This is a genomic window from Rhizobium sp. 05N430 (genome assembly GCF_056396985.1).
Genome location: NZ_JBFTMO010000008.1, coordinates 173,444 through 188,792 on the forward strand (window position 1 = coordinate 173,444; position 15,349 = coordinate 188,792).

Below are 15,349 nucleotides of genomic sequence, written 5' to 3' on the forward strand. Positions count from 1 at the left end.
TGCATTTATGGCATTGCTGTGGCCATATTTCTTCCCTATGGTACGCGCCACCTAAGAACCGCAAACCCATAGGGAGGGTTGAATGGCGCCGCGAAAGAACGCGACCGTTTCCAGCCGCAAGACCAGCGCAAAATCCGCAGCCAAGGCCTCGAATGGTGGTCCTGTCGCCGATTTCGATCGCGACGAGGAGCTCAAGGCTTACCGCGAGATGCTGCTGATCCGCCGTTTCGAAGAAAAGGCCGGCCAGCTTTACGGCATGGGCTTCATCGGTGGTTTCTGTCACCTTTACATCGGCCAGGAAGCTGTCGTCGTCGGCATGCAGATGGCGCAGAAGGATGGCGATCAGGTCATTACTGCCTATCGTGACCACGGCCACATGCTGGCAACCGGCATGAGCGCCCGCGGCGTCATGGCCGAACTGACCGGCCGCCGCAATGGCTATTCCCACGGGAAGGGCGGTTCGATGCACATGTTCTCCAAGGAAAAGCATTTCTACGGCGGACACGGCATCGTTGGCGCGCAGGTCTCGCTCGGCACCGGTCTGGCATTTGCCAACCGCTACCGCGGCAATGACTCGGTCAGCGTCGCCTATTTCGGTGACGGCGCAGCCAACCAGGGCCAGGTCTACGAAAGCTTCAACATGGCGGCACTCTGGAAGCTGCCGATCATCTATATCGTCGAAAACAACCGCTACGCCATGGGCACCTCCACGGCCCGCGCGACCGCACAGTCGAACTATTCGCTGCGCGGCTCCGGCTTCGGCATTCCGGGCGTACAGGTCGATGGTATGGACGTGCGCGCCGTCAAAGCTGCCGCCGACGAGGCGCTCGAGCATTGCCGCTCCGGCAAGGGCCCGATCATCCTGGAAATGCTGACCTACCGCTACCGCGGCCACTCCATGTCGGACCCGGCCAAGTACCGTTCCAAGGACGAAGTGCAGAAGATGCGCTCGGAGCATGACCCGATCGAGCAGGTGCGTCAGCGCCTCGTCGAAAAGGGCTGGGCCTCCGAAGACGATCTGAAGGCGATCGACAAGGACGTTCGCGACATCGTCGCCGACAGTGCCGATTTCGCCCAGAACGATCCGGAGCCGGATGCATCCGCGCTCTACACCGACATTCTGCTCTAATCGGGGAGGGAACCAATGCCTATCGATATCCTCATGCCCGCCCTCTCTCCGACGATGGAAGAAGGCACGCTGTCCAAGTGGCTCAAGAATGAAGGCGACAAGGTCACCTCGGGTGACGTGATTGCCGAAATCGAAACCGACAAGGCGACGATGGAAGTCGAAGCCGTCGATGAAGGCGTGATCGGCAAGCTGCTGGTTCCGGCCGGCACCGAAAACGTCAAGGTCAACGCCAAGATCGCGATCCTCCTGCAGGACGGCGAATCGGCTTCCGACATCTCGGCCGCACCCGCTGCTGCACCGGCACCTGCCGCTGCTCCCGCACCGGCCGCGGAAGCCAAGCCTGCCGCAGCACTGGTTCCGGCTGAGCCCAAGGCCGCAGCACCGAACGATCCGGAAATCCCCGCCGGCACCGAGATGGTCTCGATGACCGTCCGTGAAGCGCTTCGCGACGCGATGGCCGAAGAAATGCGCGCTGACGACAACGTCTTCGTGATGGGCGAAGAAGTGGCCGAGTATCAGGGCGCCTACAAGGTGACCCAGGGCCTGTTGCAGGAATTCGGCGCCCGCCGTGTCATCGACACACCGATCACCGAGCACGGCTTCGCCGGCGTCGGCGTCGGCGCTGCGATGGCCGGCCTGAAGCCGATCGTCGAGTTCATGACGTTCAACTTCGCCATGCAGGCGATCGACCAGATCATCAATTCGGCGGCAAAGACGCTCTACATGTCCGGCGGTCAGATGGGCGCTCCGATCGTCTTCCGCGGCCCGAACGGTGCAGCCGCACGCGTCGGCGCTCAGCACAGCCAGGATTACGCCTCCTGGTACAGCCAGATCCCGGGCCTCAAGGTCGTCATGCCTTATACAGCAGCCGACGCCAAGGGCCTGCTGAAGGCCGCGATCCGTGATCCGAACCCGGTTGTCTTCCTCGAGAACGAAATTCTCTACGGCCAGCACTTCGATGTGCCGAAGCTCGACAATTTCGTCCTCCCGATCGGTAAGGCCCGCATTCACCGCCAGGGCAAGGACGTCACCATCGTCTCCTTCGGCATCGGCATGACCTATGCGGTCAAGGCTGTAGCCGAACTCGAAAAGATCGGCATCGACGTCGAACTGATCGATCTTCGCACGCTGCGCCCGATGGACCTTCCGACCGTTATCGAATCGGTCAAGAAGACCGGCCGTCTGGTCACCGTCGAAGAAGGCTACCCGCAGAACTCGGTTGGCACCGAAATCGCCACCCGCGTCATGCAGCAGGCCTTCGATTATCTCGACGCACCGGTCCTGACGATCGCCGGCAAGGACGTTCCGATGCCTTACGCCGCAAACCTCGAAAAGCTGGCGCTGCCGAATGTCGACGAAGTCGTCCAGGCAGTGAAGACCGTCTGCTACAAATAAGGGGAGGGTATTTCGATGCCTATCAACATCACGATGCCTGCCCTCTCTCCGACGATGGAAGAAGGCAACCTGGCCAAGTGGCTGGTCAAGGAAGGCGACACGGTCAAGTCCGGCGATGTCATCGCCGAGATTGAAACCGACAAGGCGACGATGGAAGTCGAAGCCGTCGATGAAGGCACCGTTGCCAAGATCGTCGTTCCGGCTGGTACGGAAGGCGTCAAGGTCAACGCGCTGATTGCCGTTCTGGCTGCCGAGGGCGAAGACGTGAAGGCCGCCGCAAGCGGCGCCGGTTCGTCCGCGCCGGCCCCGAAGGCCGAAGCTGCCCCGGCACCGAAGGCTGAAGCCGCAGCTGCCCCGGCAGCTGCCGCTCCGGCTCCGGCTGCAGCACCTGCTGCTGCCGCATCGTCTGGCAACCGCACCTTCTCTTCGCCGCTGGCACGCCGCCTCGCGAAGGAAGCCGGTATCGATCTCGCCGCTGTCGCAGGCTCCGGCCCGCATGGCCGCGTCGTCAAGAGCGATGTCGAAGCTGCCGTATCCGGTGGTGGCGCCAAGGCGGCTGCGCCTGCTGCTGCCGCAGCTGCACCTCAGGCTGCTGCCGCTTCTGCCGCAGCTCCGAAGGGTGCTTCGGAAGAGGCCGTTCTCAAGCTCTTCGAGCAGGGTTCCTACGAGCTCGTGCCGCATGACAACATGCGGAAGACGATTGCCCGCCGTCTGGTGGAATCGAAGCAGACCGTGCCGCACTTCTACGTCACCGTCGATTGCGAACTCGACGCGCTGATGGCGCTTCGCGCGCAACTGAACGATGCCGCGCCCCGCAAGGACAGCGCACCGGCCTACAAGCTGTCGGTCAACGACATGGTCATCAAGGCGATGGCTCTGGCGTTGCGCGACGTTCCGGATGCGAACGTCTCATGGACCGACAACAACATGGTCAAGCACAAGCATGCCGATGTCGGCGTCGCCGTCTCGATCCCGGGCGGCCTGATCACCCCGATCATCCGCAAGGCCGAGATGAAGACGCTGTCTGCCATCTCCAACGAGATGAAGGATCTCGGCAAGCGCGCCAAGGATCGCAAGCTGAAGCCTGAAGAATATCAGGGTGGTACGACCTCGGTTTCGAACATGGGCATGATGGGTGTGAAAGATTTCGCAGCCGTCATCAACCCGCCGCATGCAACGATCCTGGCGGTCGGCGCAGGCGAGCAGCGTGTTGTCGTCAAGAAGGGCGAGATGGCCATTGCAACGGTCATGAGCGTCACCCTGTCGACCGACCATCGCTGCGTCGACGGTGCACTCGGCGCGCAGCTGCTGCAGGCCTTCAAGGGCTATATCGAAAACCCGATGGGCATGCTCGTCTGAGCATTGAGCGGAGGCGGAAATGACGAAGACCGTTCTTTGCTATGGTGACTCGCTGACCTGGGGCTACAGCGCCGAGACGATCGGCCGCCATGCCTACGAGGATCGTTGGCCGAGCGTGCTGCAGGCAGCGCTCGGCAACGGCACGCGCGTCATCGCTGAAGGCTTGAACGGCCGGACCACCGCCTTCGACGACCATCTGGCCGATTGCGACCGCAACGGTGCCCGTGTGTTGCCGACCATCCTGCAGACGCATGCGCCGCTCGATCTCGTCATCCTGCTGCTCGGCACCAACGACATGAAGCCCGTGGTGGCAGGTTCGGCCTTTGCCGCCTGCCAGGGCATCGCCCGCCTGGTGCGGCTGATCCGCAATCATGCCTGGCCCTTCGAATTCGACGGGCCGGATATCCTGATCGTCGCGCCGCCGGTTCTGTGCGAGACGGCGAACGCGCCGTTTGCCGCGTCCTTTGCCGGTGGTGTCGAGGAGTCGGCAAAGCTTGCGACCCTCTATCGCGATCTCGCCGACGAACTCGGCTGCGGTTTCTTCGACGGCAGTTCGGTTGCGAGAACCACGCCGCTCGATGGCGTGCATCTCGATGCGGAAAATACCCGCGCTCTCGGGCGCGGTCTGGAATCGGTCGTCCGGATGATGCTGGGAGTTTGACTGTGGGCACCTTCGCCGCGCTGCGGCCGGCGGAACGGCGGGATGCGGCAGAACTCGCGATCCTCGTCGATATCGGCTCTCACGGTTTCGCCTCCTGGCTTTGGTTCTCCGAGGTCTCTGGCGGCAAGGTCGATACGCCCCTCGAGCAGGGCCGGCTGAAGATGAGCCGGGATGGCGAGTGGGGCAGCTGGCAGAATGCTGTTGTCGCCGAAGCTTATGGCGAAATCGCCGGAGCGGCGGTGGGTTACGAACTCGGCGCCGGCATCAGCGCCATCGAAACGGATCGTCCGGCGCTGGTGCCTGTGATCACCATGCAGAAGACGGTCGCCGGCGGCTGGTTCATCGGTACGCTGGCCGTCTACCGCCATCTGCGCGGCATCGGCATTGGAATGAAACTGCTCGGCGATCAGATCGACAAGGCAAATGGCTTGCCGGTCAGCCTGATCACATCGAGCGACAATGAGGCAGCGCTGGCGCTGTACAAGAAGAATGGTTTCTCGGAAGCGGATCGCGCGGATGCCGTGCCGATTTTCGAGAGCAGCAAGAAACACGAGTGGGTGCTTTTGACCCGCCTCGCCGGATAAAAAGGCAGGAAACATGGCTGAGAATTACGACGTCATCATCATCGGTTCGGGTCCGGGCGGCTATGTCGCGGCGGTGCGCGCCGGTCAGCTCGGTCTGAAGGTCGCGATCGTCGAGCGCGAGCACCTGGGCGGCATCTGCCTGAACTGGGGGTGCATCCCGACCAAGGCGCTGCTGCGCTCCGCCGAAATCCTCGATCATTCGAACCACCTGAAGGATTACGGCCTCGTTCTCGAAGGTTCGGTCAAGGCCGACACCAAGGCTGTCGTCGCCCGCTCGCGCGCCGTTTCCGGCCGCCTGAATGCCGGCGTCGGCTTCCTAATGAAGAAGAACAAGGTCGATGTCATCTGGGGCGAGGCGAAGATCACCAAGCCCGGCGAGATTGTGGTCTCCAAGTCGACGAAGCCGGTCGTCGAGCCGCAGCATCCGCTGCCGAAGAACATCAAGGCCGAAGGCGGCACCTACACCGCCAAGCACATCATCATCGCCACCGGCGCACGCCCTCGCGCGCTGCCGGGCATCGAGCCGGATGGCAAGCTGATCTGGACCTATTTCGAAGCGCTGAAGCCGGATGTTCTGCCGAAGTCGCTGATCGTCATGGGCTCGGGCGCCATCGGCATCGAATTCGCCAGCTTCTACCGCTCGATGGGCGTCGACGTCACCGTCGTCGAAGTCATGCCGACCATCATGCCGGTCGAAGACGCCGAAATCACTGCTATTGCCCGCAAGCAGCTGGAAAAGCGCGGCCTGAAGATTTTTACCAGTGCCAAGATCACCAAGGTCGAGAAATCGGCAGACAGCGTCACCGCGCATGTCGAGACGGCTGACGGCAAGGTGCAGCAGATCACCGCCGATCGCATGATCTCCGCCGTCGGCGTTCAGGGCAATATCGAGAACCTCGGCCTCGAGGCGCTCGGCGTCAAGACCGATCGCGGCTGCGTCGTCATCGACGGCTACGGCAAGACCAATATCCCCGGCATCTACGCGATCGGCGACGTTGCCGGCCCGCCGATGCTCGCCCACAAGGCCGAGCACGAAGGCGTCGTCTGCATCGAGAAGATCGCCGGCCTGCCGAATGTGCACCCGACCGACAAGAGCAAGGTTCCGGGCTGCACCTATTGCAACCCGCAGGTCGCCTCGGTCGGTCTGACGGAAGCCAAGGCCAAGGAGCAAGGCCGCGATATCCGCGTCGGCCGCTTCTCCTTCGTCGCCAACGGCAAGGCCATCGCGCTCGGCGAAGACCAGGGCATGGTCAAGGTGATCTTCGACAAGAAGACCGGCGAACTGCTCGGCGCCCACATGGTCGGCGCCGAAGTTACCGAGCTCATTCAGGGCTTCGTCGTCGCCATGAACCTGGAGACGACCGAAGAAGAACTGATGCACACGATCTTCCCGCATCCGACCGTTTCGGAATCGATGAAGGAAGCCGTGCTCGACGCTTACGGACGCGTGCTGAACGCTTGATAATTTCCGTTTCCGCCCTCTTTCTTGAGGATGGCAGAGGCCATCCCTGAAAGAGGGAAAAACGAAAGGAAATCATCATGTCAATGAGTACGCAGGCATTGCTCATCTTCCTGCTGATCGGGCTTGTCGCCGGCTTTCTGGCAAGCCTCGTGGTCGGTGGGGGTGGGCTGATACGGTGCCTGTTGAGCGGCGTCATCGGCGCCTTCGTGGGCGGGTTTCTGTTCAATGCACTGGGCATCTCGCTCGGCATTGAAAATGCATTGGTGGTGCAGATCATTCACGCCACGGTCGGCGCCATCATCGTGGTGCTGATCGCAAGGGCAATAGCGTAGGGAAAAAGGGTTCATATGGAAGGCGTCGGCTGGATAGCAGCAATCATCATCGGCGGTTTTGCGGGCTGGCTCGCAGGCAAGCTGATGGAGGCACGGTACGGCATTCTGCTGAACATCGTGCTCGGCATCGTCGGTTCCGTCGTCGCCACCGCCATTCTGGCGCAATTCCATATCGAAGTGGCCGGCGGGCGGCTCGGCTACTTCGTCACCGGCTTCCTGGGCGCCTGCCTGCTGATTTTCCTCGCCCGGCTCGTCCGGCGATGATGCACATGACGGCTCGATTGTAAGATCTGAGTAAAACACTTATGTGCAGACTGATGATGAAGCCGCATGGGGCGGCGGAAAGTTGAAACTGCAATGGTCACTATCCTCGACACGATCAATCCCGATGTAAAGCGCGTGCGCCATCCCGAAAAGGCCCACCGGCCGGACCAGGAAGTGCTGCGCAAGCCCGACTGGATCCGCGTCAAGGCGCCGACGTCGAAGGGTTACTCGGAGACGCGCTCGATCGTGAAGGAGCACAAGCTCGTCACCGTCTGCGAGGAAGCCGGCTGCCCGAATATCGGCGAGTGCTGGGACAAGAAGCACGCTACCTTCATGATCATGGGCGAGATCTGTACCCGCGCCTGCGCCTTCTGCAATGTCTCGACCGGCAAGCCGAATGCGCTGGATATGGCCGAGCCTGAGAATGTCGCCAAGGCCGTCAAGCAGATGGGCCTTTCGCACGTCGTCATCACCTCGGTCGATCGTGACGATCTGGCCGATGGTGGCGCCGAGCATTTCGAAAAGGTGATCTGGGCGATCCGCGCAGCGTCGCCAATGACGACGATCGAGATCCTGACACCCGACTTCCTGAAGAAGCCGGGTGCCCTGGAGCGCGTCGTCGCCGCCAAGCCCGACGTTTTCAACCACAACATGGAGACCGTCCCGGGCAACTATCTGACCGTTCGCCCCGGCGCCCGCTATTTCCACTCCATTCGCCTGCTGCAGCGCGTGAAGGAACTGGACCCGACGATGTTCACCAAATCAGGCATCATGGTCGGTCTCGGCGAAGAGCGGAATGAAGTTCTCCAGCTCATGGACGACCTGCGCACTGCCGACGTCGACTTCCTGACGATCGGCCAGTATCTGCAGCCGACCAAGAAGCACCACGCGGTCATGAGCTTTGTCACACCGGAGGAATTCAAGTCCTACGAGACGGTCGCTTATACCAAGGGCTTCCTGATGGTCGCCTCCAGCCCGCTGACGCGCTCCTCGCATCATGCCGGCGACGACTTCGCCCGTCTGAAAGCGGCGCGCGAAAAGAAGCTGTTGATCGCCGCAGAATAAAATCCCTGCTTGCATTTTTTAGAAGCCGCGGCGATTTTCGCCGCGGCTTTTTGTTTGCGAGCGAGAGACGCGATGCCTGCTTATATCGACGATATCGGTGAAGCCGTCCGCCTCGCGCGCCGGTCCTCCCGAATCATGGTCATCGGCTGCTCCGGCGGCGGCAAGAGCACGCTGTCGCGAAAGCTTGCTGCCAGGCTGGGTCTCACCCATATCTCGATGGACAGGGAATTCTTCTGGCTGCCGGGCTGGGTGAAGCGCCAGAAAGCCGAGGAACGGCAATTGATCACCGATACCGTCAACGGCGATGGGTGGCTGATGGACGGAACCGGCCCGTCGACCTTCGATATCCGCGTCCCGCGCACGCAACTGATCCTCTGGGTGCGCATGCCGCGCTGGCTTTGCCTATGGGGCATCTGCAAGCGCGCTTTCCTTCATCTCGGCAAGACGCGGCCGGATATGGCGCCCGGATGCCGGGAACAGCTGCCGGATCGCGAGTTCCTCACCTACATCTGGACGTTTGAGCAGCGGTTCGCACCGCTCGTCATCGCCGGTATCGATCGCTACGGCCATGATGTCCCGGTTTTCCAGCTGAAAAGCCGGCGAGAGGTGAGCCGCCTTCTTGATCTTCTCGATGCGCCCGCTTAACTGCCCTTCATGCCGCAATTCGAAACGCATCGCCCCGTTCCCCATAGTGCCGAGCAGATGTTCGACCTCGTTGCAGATGTCGAACGCTATCCGGAATTCCTGCCGCTCTGCGAGGCGCTGACCGTGCGCAGCCGCAAGGAGCGCAATGGCAAGATCCTGCTCGTGGCCGACATGACGGTCGGCTACAAGGCGATCCGCGAAACCTTCACGACGCAGGTCCTGCTGAACAAGGCCGAGCACGTCATCGACGTCAAATATATCGATGGCCCATTCAAGTATCTCGACAACCGCTGGAGCTTCACCGGCGCCGCCAACGGCTCGACCGTGAATTTCTTCATCGACTACGAGTTCAAGAGCCGCATCCTCGGCGCGCTCATGGGGACGATGTTCGACAGGGCGTTCCGCATGTTCACGGAAGCCTTCGAAAAACGCGCGACGGCGATCTACGGCAGCTGAGCTCAGCGGTCGAGGAAGTGGTCGAAGACCTGCGTTGCCGGATAGGCATAGTAGCCGCGATCGACGAAGCTGCGGCGGTAGAGGCAGTTCCTCAGCGCCGTATTGTAGCGGAGGCTGCGCGTGTCGGGCGAGCCGCGCCACGACACCGATTCCCGCTCGCAATAGGAGAGGGCGCGGTCGTACCGCGCCAGCAGCACCGGATCGGAATCGACACGGATGCCGGTATAGGTCTGGTAATTGGACGGTGCTTCCGCGGCGGAAATGCAGCCGAGGCTCAATGCAACGCCGAAGACGGCCAAGTATCGCATGGGAACAATCCTTCAAAACCGGCATTGGCCGGCAACGCGGCAGGAACGGTAGCAGAAGACTTTTGTTCCGGCATGCTACTTCAGCGATAGCAGCATTTCCAGTGCTGTCGCAACGGTCGCGAGCCGAACCTTGTCGCGGCCGATATCGCCATAGAGCATCTTGCGGTGGATGAGTTCGCCGCGCCGCGATTTGGCTGCGAGATGCACGAGACCAACAGGCTTCTCCGACGAGCCGCCGCCGGGTCCGGCAATGCCGGTAACGGCAACCGCCACAGCGGCGCGCGAGCGGAAGAGGGCGCCATGCACCATCTGCCTCGCCGTCTCCTCAGAGACCGCGCCGAAGCGGGCAAGCGTCTCCTCCTGAACGCCGAGCATCTCCATCTTGGCGGTGTTAGTATAAGTCACAAACCCACGGTCGACGACGGCTGACGACCCGGAAATCTCCGTCAGGGCGCTGGCGATCAATCCGCCGGTGCAGGACTCGGCGGTCGAGACCATCAGGCCGGCGGCCGAAAACTCCCGGATGATCTTTTCTGAAATAGCGAGGATATCAGCCGGAAACATCGTCACTCCTTCGTACCGCGGAAGACGACGGTTGCTGTAGCGATTGCCGCGATACCTTCACGGCGGCCGACGAAGCCGATCGTTTCGTTGGTGGTCGCCTTGACCGAGCAGCGGCCGATCGAGATACCGAGGAATTCGGCCAGATTGGCGCGCATCCGATCGCGGTGAGGGCCGACCTTCGGCGCTTCGGCGATCAGCGAAACGTCGGCATTCATGATCGTGCCGCCGCAGTCGCGGACGATCTTCGCCGCATGCTCAAGAAAAATCCGCGAGGCGGCACCTTTCCATTGCGGGTCGGATGGCGGGAAATGATCGCCGATATCGCCGGCGCCGCAGGTGGCAAGCAGCGCATCCGTCAGGGCATGCAGCGCGACATCGGCGTCCGAATGGCCCTTGAGCTTCTGGTCGTGCGGAATGAATAGCCCGCAGAGCGTCACGCCGTCGCCGGGCACGAGCTGGTGGACGTCGTAGCCATTGCCTGTGCGAACATCGGGTAAGGCAGACGACGACAGCCGGTTGTCGGCAAGGGCGATATCGCGTTTGACGGTCAGTTTCATGTTGTCGGCTGATCCTTCCACGATGGTTACCGGCATTCCGGCCCATTCGGCAATCGAAGCGTCGTCGGTGAAATCGATGCGGCCCGCGGAATGGGCCTTCTCATGAGCTGCAAGAATGGCATCATAGGCGAAGGACTGTGGGGTCTGAGCTGCGAAGAGGTGCTCACGCGACACGGTTTTGAGAACCGTTCCGTCTTTGTCGGCGCGCTTCAGCGTATCGGCGACCGGTGTTGCCGGGAGAACCGCGGGCGCGCCGTCTGTCAGCGCGCCGGCAATGCGATCGAGCAGGACGTGGTCGAAGAACGGCCGCACCGCATCGTGGATCAGCACGTGGGTGATGCCCTGGTCCTTGAGATGTCTCAGACCCGCCAGGACCGACTGCTGGCGCGTTGCGCCGCCATGCACTGCCACGATCGGCGTTGCCGAGAGGATATGGCGCAGCGCCTTGTCGAACAGCGCCTCGTCGTCGGGATGAATGACGACGACGATCTGCGAGGCGTGTTCCCATGTCATGAAGTTTTCAAGCGTGTGGGCAATAACCGGCTTACCACCGATCATCCGGTACTGCTTCGGGCCCTCGGTGGATGCGCCTGCACGTTCGCCGCGCCCGGCGGCAACGACGACGATCCCGGCCGATAATGGTTGCTTCGAATGCATTTGCGCCATAAATCCCTAAAATAAGCAGAAAGCGACACAGGTGCTCTATAGGCTCGGCCACCGGCTTTCCAGCTTCTGCCCGAAAAATATCAATTCTAACCAAAGCCTCTTGGCAAGCCATTCGTCTATGGCTAAAAATAGTGCAGCAATATTGTGTGCCTGAAAGATAATCAATTGCATCGAGTGAACCTAGCAGCGCCTTTGCAGATCGGAAATGTCTCCGTGCGCAACCGCGTTACGCTGGCGCCCATGTCCGGCGTCACCGATATGCCGTTCCGGCAATTGGCCTGGCGATACGGCGCCGGTCTCGTCGTCACCGAAATGGTCGCGAGCCGTGAACTGGTCAACAACACCGCCGAATCCTGGTCACGGCTGCAAGCCGCCGGTTTCAAGCCGCATATGGTGCAGCTTGCCGGTCGCGAAGCCTACTGGATGGGAGAGGCGGCAAAGGTCGCTGCCGACGCAGGTGCCGATATCATCGATATCAACATGGGCTGCCCGGCAAAGAAGGTCATCGGCGGTTATTCGGGCTCGGCGCTGATGCGCGATCCTGATCATGCTCTCACACTGATCGAGGCGACGGTGAAGGCCGTCAATGTGCCTGTCACGCTGAAGATGCGCCTCGGCTGGGACGAGAATTCGCTGAACGCTCCCGAGATTGCCAAGCGCGCCGAGGATGCCGGCGTCCAGCTGATCACCATCCATGGCCGCACCCGCATGCAATTCTACGAAGGCAAGGCGGACTGGGATGCGATCCGCGCCGTCCGCGATGTCATTTCCGTGCCGCTGATCGCCAATGGCGATGTCAACACGCCCGAGGATGCTGAGGAGATCCTCCGCCGCTCGGGCGCCGATGCGGTAATGCTTGGCCGTGGCTGTCAGGGACGTCCCTGGCATGCGGGCGTCATTGCCGGTGCTGCCGGTCCGAAGCGACAGGAGATCGCTGATATCGCCGTCGAGCATTACCGGATGATGCTTGAATTCTACGGCGAACACGTTGCCATTCGCCATTCGCGCAAGCATCTCGGCTGGTATCTGGAGCGCTATGCGCCAGCGCTGTCAAAGGACGACAAGGCCGTGATCATGACTTCGAAGCAGCCGCTGGAGGTGGAGCGGCGGCTTTACGATGCGCTCTCTGCAGAGGCAGAAGCAGCTGAAAGCCGGGAGGCGGCATGACCGACAAGACGCAGGCCGATCAGACGGGTGGTGTGGCGATGGCGGTTCTGAATGCCATCCAGAACCCTGTCATCATGGTGGACGAGGCCGGTCTCGTCGCCTTTGCCAATTGGGAGGCCGAGGCTTTCTTCGGCGCCAGCGCCTCGCATTTGGCGCGCTACAAAATCTCGACCTTCATTCCCTTCGGCAGTCCGCTGCTGGCGCTGATCGATCAGGTCCGCGAACGCCGCGCACCGGTGAATGAATACCGCGTCGATCTGAGCTCGCCCCGCCTTGGCCAGGACAAGCTGGTGGATCTCTATGTGGCGCCGGTGATCAGCGCGCCGGGTTCCGTCGTCGTCGTCTTCCAGGAGCGCTCGATGGCTGACAAGATCGACCGCCAGCTGACGCATCGCGCCGCTGCCCGCTCGGTAACCGGCCTTGCATCGATGCTCGCCCATGAAATCAAGAACCCTCTCTCGGGCATTCGCGGCGCGGCACAGCTGCTGGAGCAGTCGGCCGTCGACGAGGACCGGGCGTTGACCCGGCTGATCTGCGACGAGACCGACCGCATCGTCTCGCTGGTCGACCGTATGGAGGTTTTCTCCGACGAGCGCCCCGTCGATCGCGTCCCGGTCAATATCCACTCCGTTCTCGATCATGTGAAAGCCGTGGCCAAGGCTGGCTTCGCCCGCCAGATTCGCATCACCGAGAACTACGACCCTTCGCTTCCGGCCGTTTACGCCAATCGCGACCAGCTGGTGCAGGTGTTCCTCAACCTGGTGAAGAATGCAGCCGAAGCCGTCGGGGAACGGCAGGATGGCGAAATCCTGCTGACGACGGCCTATCGTCCGGGTATCCGCCTCTCCGTCGCCGGAACCCGCGAAAAAATCTCGCTGCCACTGGAATTCTGCGTGCAGGACAACGGCCCCGGCGTTCCCTCGGACCTGCTACCGCATCTCTTCGATCCCTTCATCACCACCAAGACCAACGGCAGCGGCCTTGGTCTGGCGCTGGTCGCCAAGATCATCGGCGACCATGGCGGCATCATCGAATGTGACAGCCAGAACAACAAGACCACCTTCCGCGTCCTGATGCCGGCATCCAAGGATGCCTCTTCTGATGACGCGGCAATTGCAAACCCCACAGGAACTTCTCGATGACAGCAACGATCCTCGTCGCAGATGATGATGCGGCCATTCGTACGGTGCTCAATCAGGCGCTCAGCCGGGCCGGGTACGATGTTCGCATTACCTCGAACGCCGCCACGCTCTGGCGCTGGGTTTCGGCAGGCGAGGGCGATCTTGTGGTGACCGACGTTATCATGCCCGACGAGAATGCCTTTGATCTGCTGCCGCGCATCAAGAAGGCGCGGCCGGATCTGCCGGTGCTTGTCATGAGCGCCCAGAATACCTTCATGACGGCGATCAAGGCCTCCGAAAAGGGCGCCTACGACTACCTGCCGAAGCCGTTCGATCTGACGGAGCTGATCGGCATTATCGGCCGGGCGCTTTCCGAGCCGAAGAAGAAGCCGGCAAAGCTCGACGAGGACATGCAGGACGGCATGCCGCTGGTCGGCCGTTCGGCGGCAATGCAGGAAATCTATCGCGTTCTGGCGCGTCTGATGCAGACCGACCTGACGCTAATGATCACCGGCGAATCCGGTACCGGCAAGGAACTCGTCGCCCGCGCGCTCCACGATTACGGCAAGCGCCGCAACGGCCCCTTCGTCGCCATCAACATGGCCGCAATCCCGCGCGACCTGATCGAATCCGAATTGTTCGGTCACGAGAAGGGCGCCTTTACCGGTGCGCAGAACCGCTCGACCGGCCGCTTCGAGCAGGCCGAGGGCGGCACGCTGTTCCTCGATGAAATCGGCGACATGCCGATGGACGCGCAGACCCGCCTTCTGCGCGTCTTGCAGCAGGGGGAATACACCACGGTCGGCGGCCGCACGCCGATCCGCACCGATGTGCGCATTGTTGCCGCCACCAACAAGGATCTGAAGCAGGCGATCAATCAGGGTCTGTTCCGCGAGGATCTGTATTACCGCCTCAACGTCGTCCCGCTGCGCCTGCCGCCGCTGCGAGACCGCGCCGAAGATATTCCGGATCTCGTCCGCCACTTCATCCAGCAAGCTGAAAAGGAAGGCCTGGGTACCAAGCGATTCGATCAGGAAGCACTGGAGCTGATGAAGGCCTATGCCTGGCCCGGCAACGTGCGCGAGCTTGAGAACCTTATTCGCCGTCTGATGGCACTTTATCCACAGGATGTGATCAGCCGCGAAATCATCGAAAGCGAACTGCGCTCCGACGTCCCCGACAGCCCGATCGACAAGGGTCCGATCCGCTCGGGTTCGATGACCATCGCGCAGGCGGTCGAAGAGAATATGCGCACATACTTTGCAAGTTTCGGCGAGAATCTGCCGCCACCTGGGCTTTATGACCGTGTGCTGACGGAACTCGAATATCCGCTGATCCTCGCGGCCCTGACGGCGACACGCGGCAACCAGATCAAGGCAGCCGATCTGCTCGGTCTGAACCGCAATACACTGCGCAAAAAGATCCGCGAGCTCGGCGTTTCGGTCTACCGGAGCTCCCGCACAGCTTGACAATGTGGCGGCATGCGTTGCATTTTCGCCACAATGCGTTGCTTAAAGGTCACGCATAGGGTTTGGACAATCGTAACCATAACAGATGGTCTGTGCCGCTGATCTCGATAGACCGGGATTGCGCGGGCGCTGATGGTTTTTCGGC

General features: G+C 61.6%; 17 protein-coding genes. 14 read left to right on the forward strand and 3 right to left on the reverse strand.

Going from position 1 to position 15,349, the window contains the following annotated elements; translation table 11 throughout:
* The first annotated feature begins 82 nt into the window (after window positions 1-82).
* From pdhA to AC1DJO_RS18285, 11 genes are all read left to right on the forward strand, one after another.
* Window positions 83-1,129, forward strand: a complete 1,047-nt coding sequence (gene pdhA / locus AC1DJO_RS18235; protein ID WP_112388123.1) for a pyruvate dehydrogenase (acetyl-transferring) E1 component subunit alpha — start codon at window positions 83-85, stop codon at window positions 1,127-1,129.
* Between the two features lie 15 nt (window positions 1,130-1,144).
* The gene (locus AC1DJO_RS18240; RefSeq protein WP_477972227.1) at window positions 1,145-2,524 is read left to right on the forward strand and encodes a pyruvate dehydrogenase complex E1 component subunit beta; all 1,380 of its coding nucleotides are present in this window, start codon (window positions 1,145-1,147) and stop codon (window positions 2,522-2,524) included.
* A gap of 15 nt (window positions 2,525-2,539) precedes the next feature.
* Window positions 2,540-3,883 (forward strand): pyruvate dehydrogenase complex dihydrolipoamide acetyltransferase, encoded by a 1,344-nt coding sequence (locus AC1DJO_RS18245; RefSeq protein WP_477972229.1) that lies wholly within the window; start codon window positions 2,540-2,542, stop codon window positions 3,881-3,883.
* A 19-nt stretch (window positions 3,884-3,902) separates the two neighbouring features.
* Window positions 3,903-4,544, forward strand: a complete 642-nt coding sequence (locus AC1DJO_RS18250) for an SGNH/GDSL hydrolase family protein (RefSeq protein WP_112539530.1) — start codon at window positions 3,903-3,905, stop codon at window positions 4,542-4,544.
* 2 nt (window positions 4,545-4,546) lie between these two features.
* A complete protein-coding gene (locus AC1DJO_RS18255) occupies window positions 4,547-5,128 on the forward strand; it encodes a GNAT family N-acetyltransferase (RefSeq protein WP_112388127.1) in 582 nt (193 codons plus the stop codon).
* A gap of 13 nt (window positions 5,129-5,141) precedes the next feature.
* The gene (gene lpdA / locus AC1DJO_RS18260; RefSeq protein ID WP_477972232.1) at window positions 5,142-6,590 is read left to right on the forward strand and encodes a dihydrolipoyl dehydrogenase; all 1,449 of its coding nucleotides are present in this window, start codon (window positions 5,142-5,144) and stop codon (window positions 6,588-6,590) included.
* 77 nt (window positions 6,591-6,667) lie between these two features.
* On the forward strand, window positions 6,668-6,922 hold the full coding sequence (locus tag AC1DJO_RS18265) for a GlsB/YeaQ/YmgE family stress response membrane protein (RefSeq protein ID WP_112539526.1): 255 nt from the start codon (window positions 6,668-6,670) through the stop codon (window positions 6,920-6,922).
* 15 nt (window positions 6,923-6,937) lie between these two features.
* A complete protein-coding gene (locus AC1DJO_RS18270; protein ID WP_112388129.1) occupies window positions 6,938-7,186 on the forward strand; it encodes a GlsB/YeaQ/YmgE family stress response membrane protein in 249 nt (82 codons plus the stop codon).
* A gap of 93 nt (window positions 7,187-7,279) precedes the next feature.
* Window positions 7,280-8,251, forward strand: a complete 972-nt coding sequence (lipA, locus tag AC1DJO_RS18275; protein WP_477942626.1) for a lipoyl synthase — start codon at window positions 7,280-7,282, stop codon at window positions 8,249-8,251.
* 72 nt (window positions 8,252-8,323) lie between these two features.
* Window positions 8,324-8,896: a P-loop NTPase family protein gene (locus tag AC1DJO_RS18280; RefSeq protein WP_477972234.1), complete on the forward strand. Its 573-nt coding sequence runs from the start codon at window positions 8,324-8,326 to the stop codon at window positions 8,894-8,896.
* A gap of 9 nt (window positions 8,897-8,905) precedes the next feature.
* Entirely contained in the window at window positions 8,906-9,352 is a 447-nt protein-coding gene (locus tag AC1DJO_RS18285) for a type II toxin-antitoxin system RatA family toxin (protein WP_477972236.1), read from the forward strand.
* Window positions 9,353-9,354: 2 nt separating this feature from the next.
* Here the strand turns inward: AC1DJO_RS18285 and AC1DJO_RS18290 are convergent, their stop codons facing one another.
* From AC1DJO_RS18290 to AC1DJO_RS18300, 3 genes are all read right to left on the reverse strand, one after another.
* Complete coding sequence (locus tag AC1DJO_RS18290; RefSeq protein WP_112388133.1) at window positions 9,355-9,660, reverse strand: hypothetical protein; 306 nt, start codon at window positions 9,658-9,660, stop codon at window positions 9,355-9,357.
* 75 nt (window positions 9,661-9,735) lie between these two features.
* The gene (locus AC1DJO_RS18295; RefSeq protein ID WP_477972238.1) at window positions 9,736-10,230 is read right to left on the reverse strand and encodes a CinA family protein; all 495 of its coding nucleotides are present in this window, start codon (window positions 10,228-10,230) and stop codon (window positions 9,736-9,738) included.
* A complete protein-coding gene (locus AC1DJO_RS18300; RefSeq protein ID WP_477972240.1) occupies window positions 10,227-11,447 on the reverse strand; it encodes a bifunctional 2-C-methyl-D-erythritol 4-phosphate cytidylyltransferase/2-C-methyl-D-erythritol 2,4-cyclodiphosphate synthase in 1,221 nt (406 codons plus the stop codon). Before AC1DJO_RS18300 ends, AC1DJO_RS18295 begins: the two co-directional genes overlap by 4 nt.
* A gap of 144 nt (window positions 11,448-11,591) precedes the next feature.
* On the opposite strand from AC1DJO_RS18300, the gene dusB reads away from it, so the two are divergent.
* From dusB to ntrC, 3 genes are read left to right on the forward strand one after another with little or no spacing between them, the layout of a single operon-like run.
* Window positions 11,592-12,614: a tRNA dihydrouridine synthase DusB gene (gene dusB / locus AC1DJO_RS18305; protein ID WP_477831709.1), complete on the forward strand. Its 1,023-nt coding sequence runs from the start codon at window positions 11,592-11,594 to the stop codon at window positions 12,612-12,614.
* Window positions 12,611-13,756, forward strand: coding sequence for a two-component system sensor histidine kinase NtrB (locus AC1DJO_RS18310; protein WP_112388137.1), 1,146 nt, complete (start codon window positions 12,611-12,613; stop codon window positions 13,754-13,756). Before dusB ends, AC1DJO_RS18310 begins: the two co-directional genes overlap by 4 nt.
* Window positions 13,753-15,204 (forward strand): nitrogen regulation protein NR(I), encoded by a 1,452-nt coding sequence (ntrC, locus tag AC1DJO_RS18315; protein ID WP_112388138.1) that lies wholly within the window; start codon window positions 13,753-13,755, stop codon window positions 15,202-15,204. The genes AC1DJO_RS18310 and ntrC overlap by 4 nt, the downstream gene beginning before the upstream one ends.
* The last annotated feature ends 145 nt before the right edge of the window (window positions 15,205-15,349 follow it).

What these genes read in the sequence shown, in the direction of transcription:
- pdhA (WP_112388123.1), top strand. Translation starts at nt 83, where the DNA reads ATGGCGCCGCGAAAGAACGCGACCGTTTCCAGCCGCAAGACCAGCGCA.
- AC1DJO_RS18240 (WP_477972227.1), top strand. Translation starts at nt 1,145, where the DNA reads ATGCCTATCGATATCCTCATGCCCGCCCTCTCTCCGACGATGGAAGAA.
- AC1DJO_RS18245 (WP_477972229.1), top strand. Translation starts at nt 2,540, where the DNA reads ATGCCTATCAACATCACGATGCCTGCCCTCTCTCCGACGATGGAAGAA.
- AC1DJO_RS18250 (WP_112539530.1), top strand. Translation starts at nt 3,903, where the DNA reads ATGACGAAGACCGTTCTTTGCTATGGTGACTCGCTGACCTGGGGCTAC.
- lpdA (WP_477972232.1), top strand. Translation starts at nt 5,142, where the DNA reads ATGGCTGAGAATTACGACGTCATCATCATCGGTTCGGGTCCGGGCGGC.
- AC1DJO_RS18265 (WP_112539526.1), top strand. Translation starts at nt 6,668, where the DNA reads ATGTCAATGAGTACGCAGGCATTGCTCATCTTCCTGCTGATCGGGCTT.
- AC1DJO_RS18270 (WP_112388129.1), top strand. Translation starts at nt 6,938, where the DNA reads ATGGAAGGCGTCGGCTGGATAGCAGCAATCATCATCGGCGGTTTTGCG.
- lipA (WP_477942626.1), top strand. Translation starts at nt 7,280, where the DNA reads ATGGTCACTATCCTCGACACGATCAATCCCGATGTAAAGCGCGTGCGC.
- AC1DJO_RS18280 (WP_477972234.1), top strand. Translation starts at nt 8,324, where the DNA reads ATGCCTGCTTATATCGACGATATCGGTGAAGCCGTCCGCCTCGCGCGC.
- AC1DJO_RS18285 (WP_477972236.1), top strand. Translation starts at nt 8,906, where the DNA reads ATGCCGCAATTCGAAACGCATCGCCCCGTTCCCCATAGTGCCGAGCAG.
- AC1DJO_RS18290 (WP_112388133.1), bottom strand. Translation starts at nt 9,660, where the DNA reads ATGCGATACTTGGCCGTCTTCGGCGTTGCATTGAGCCTCGGCTGCATT.
- AC1DJO_RS18300 (WP_477972240.1), bottom strand. Translation starts at nt 11,447, where the DNA reads ATGGCGCAAATGCATTCGAAGCAACCATTATCGGCCGGGATCGTCGTC.
- AC1DJO_RS18310 (WP_112388137.1), top strand. Translation starts at nt 12,611, where the DNA reads ATGACCGACAAGACGCAGGCCGATCAGACGGGTGGTGTGGCGATGGCG.
- ntrC (WP_112388138.1), top strand. Translation starts at nt 13,753, where the DNA reads ATGACAGCAACGATCCTCGTCGCAGATGATGATGCGGCCATTCGTACG.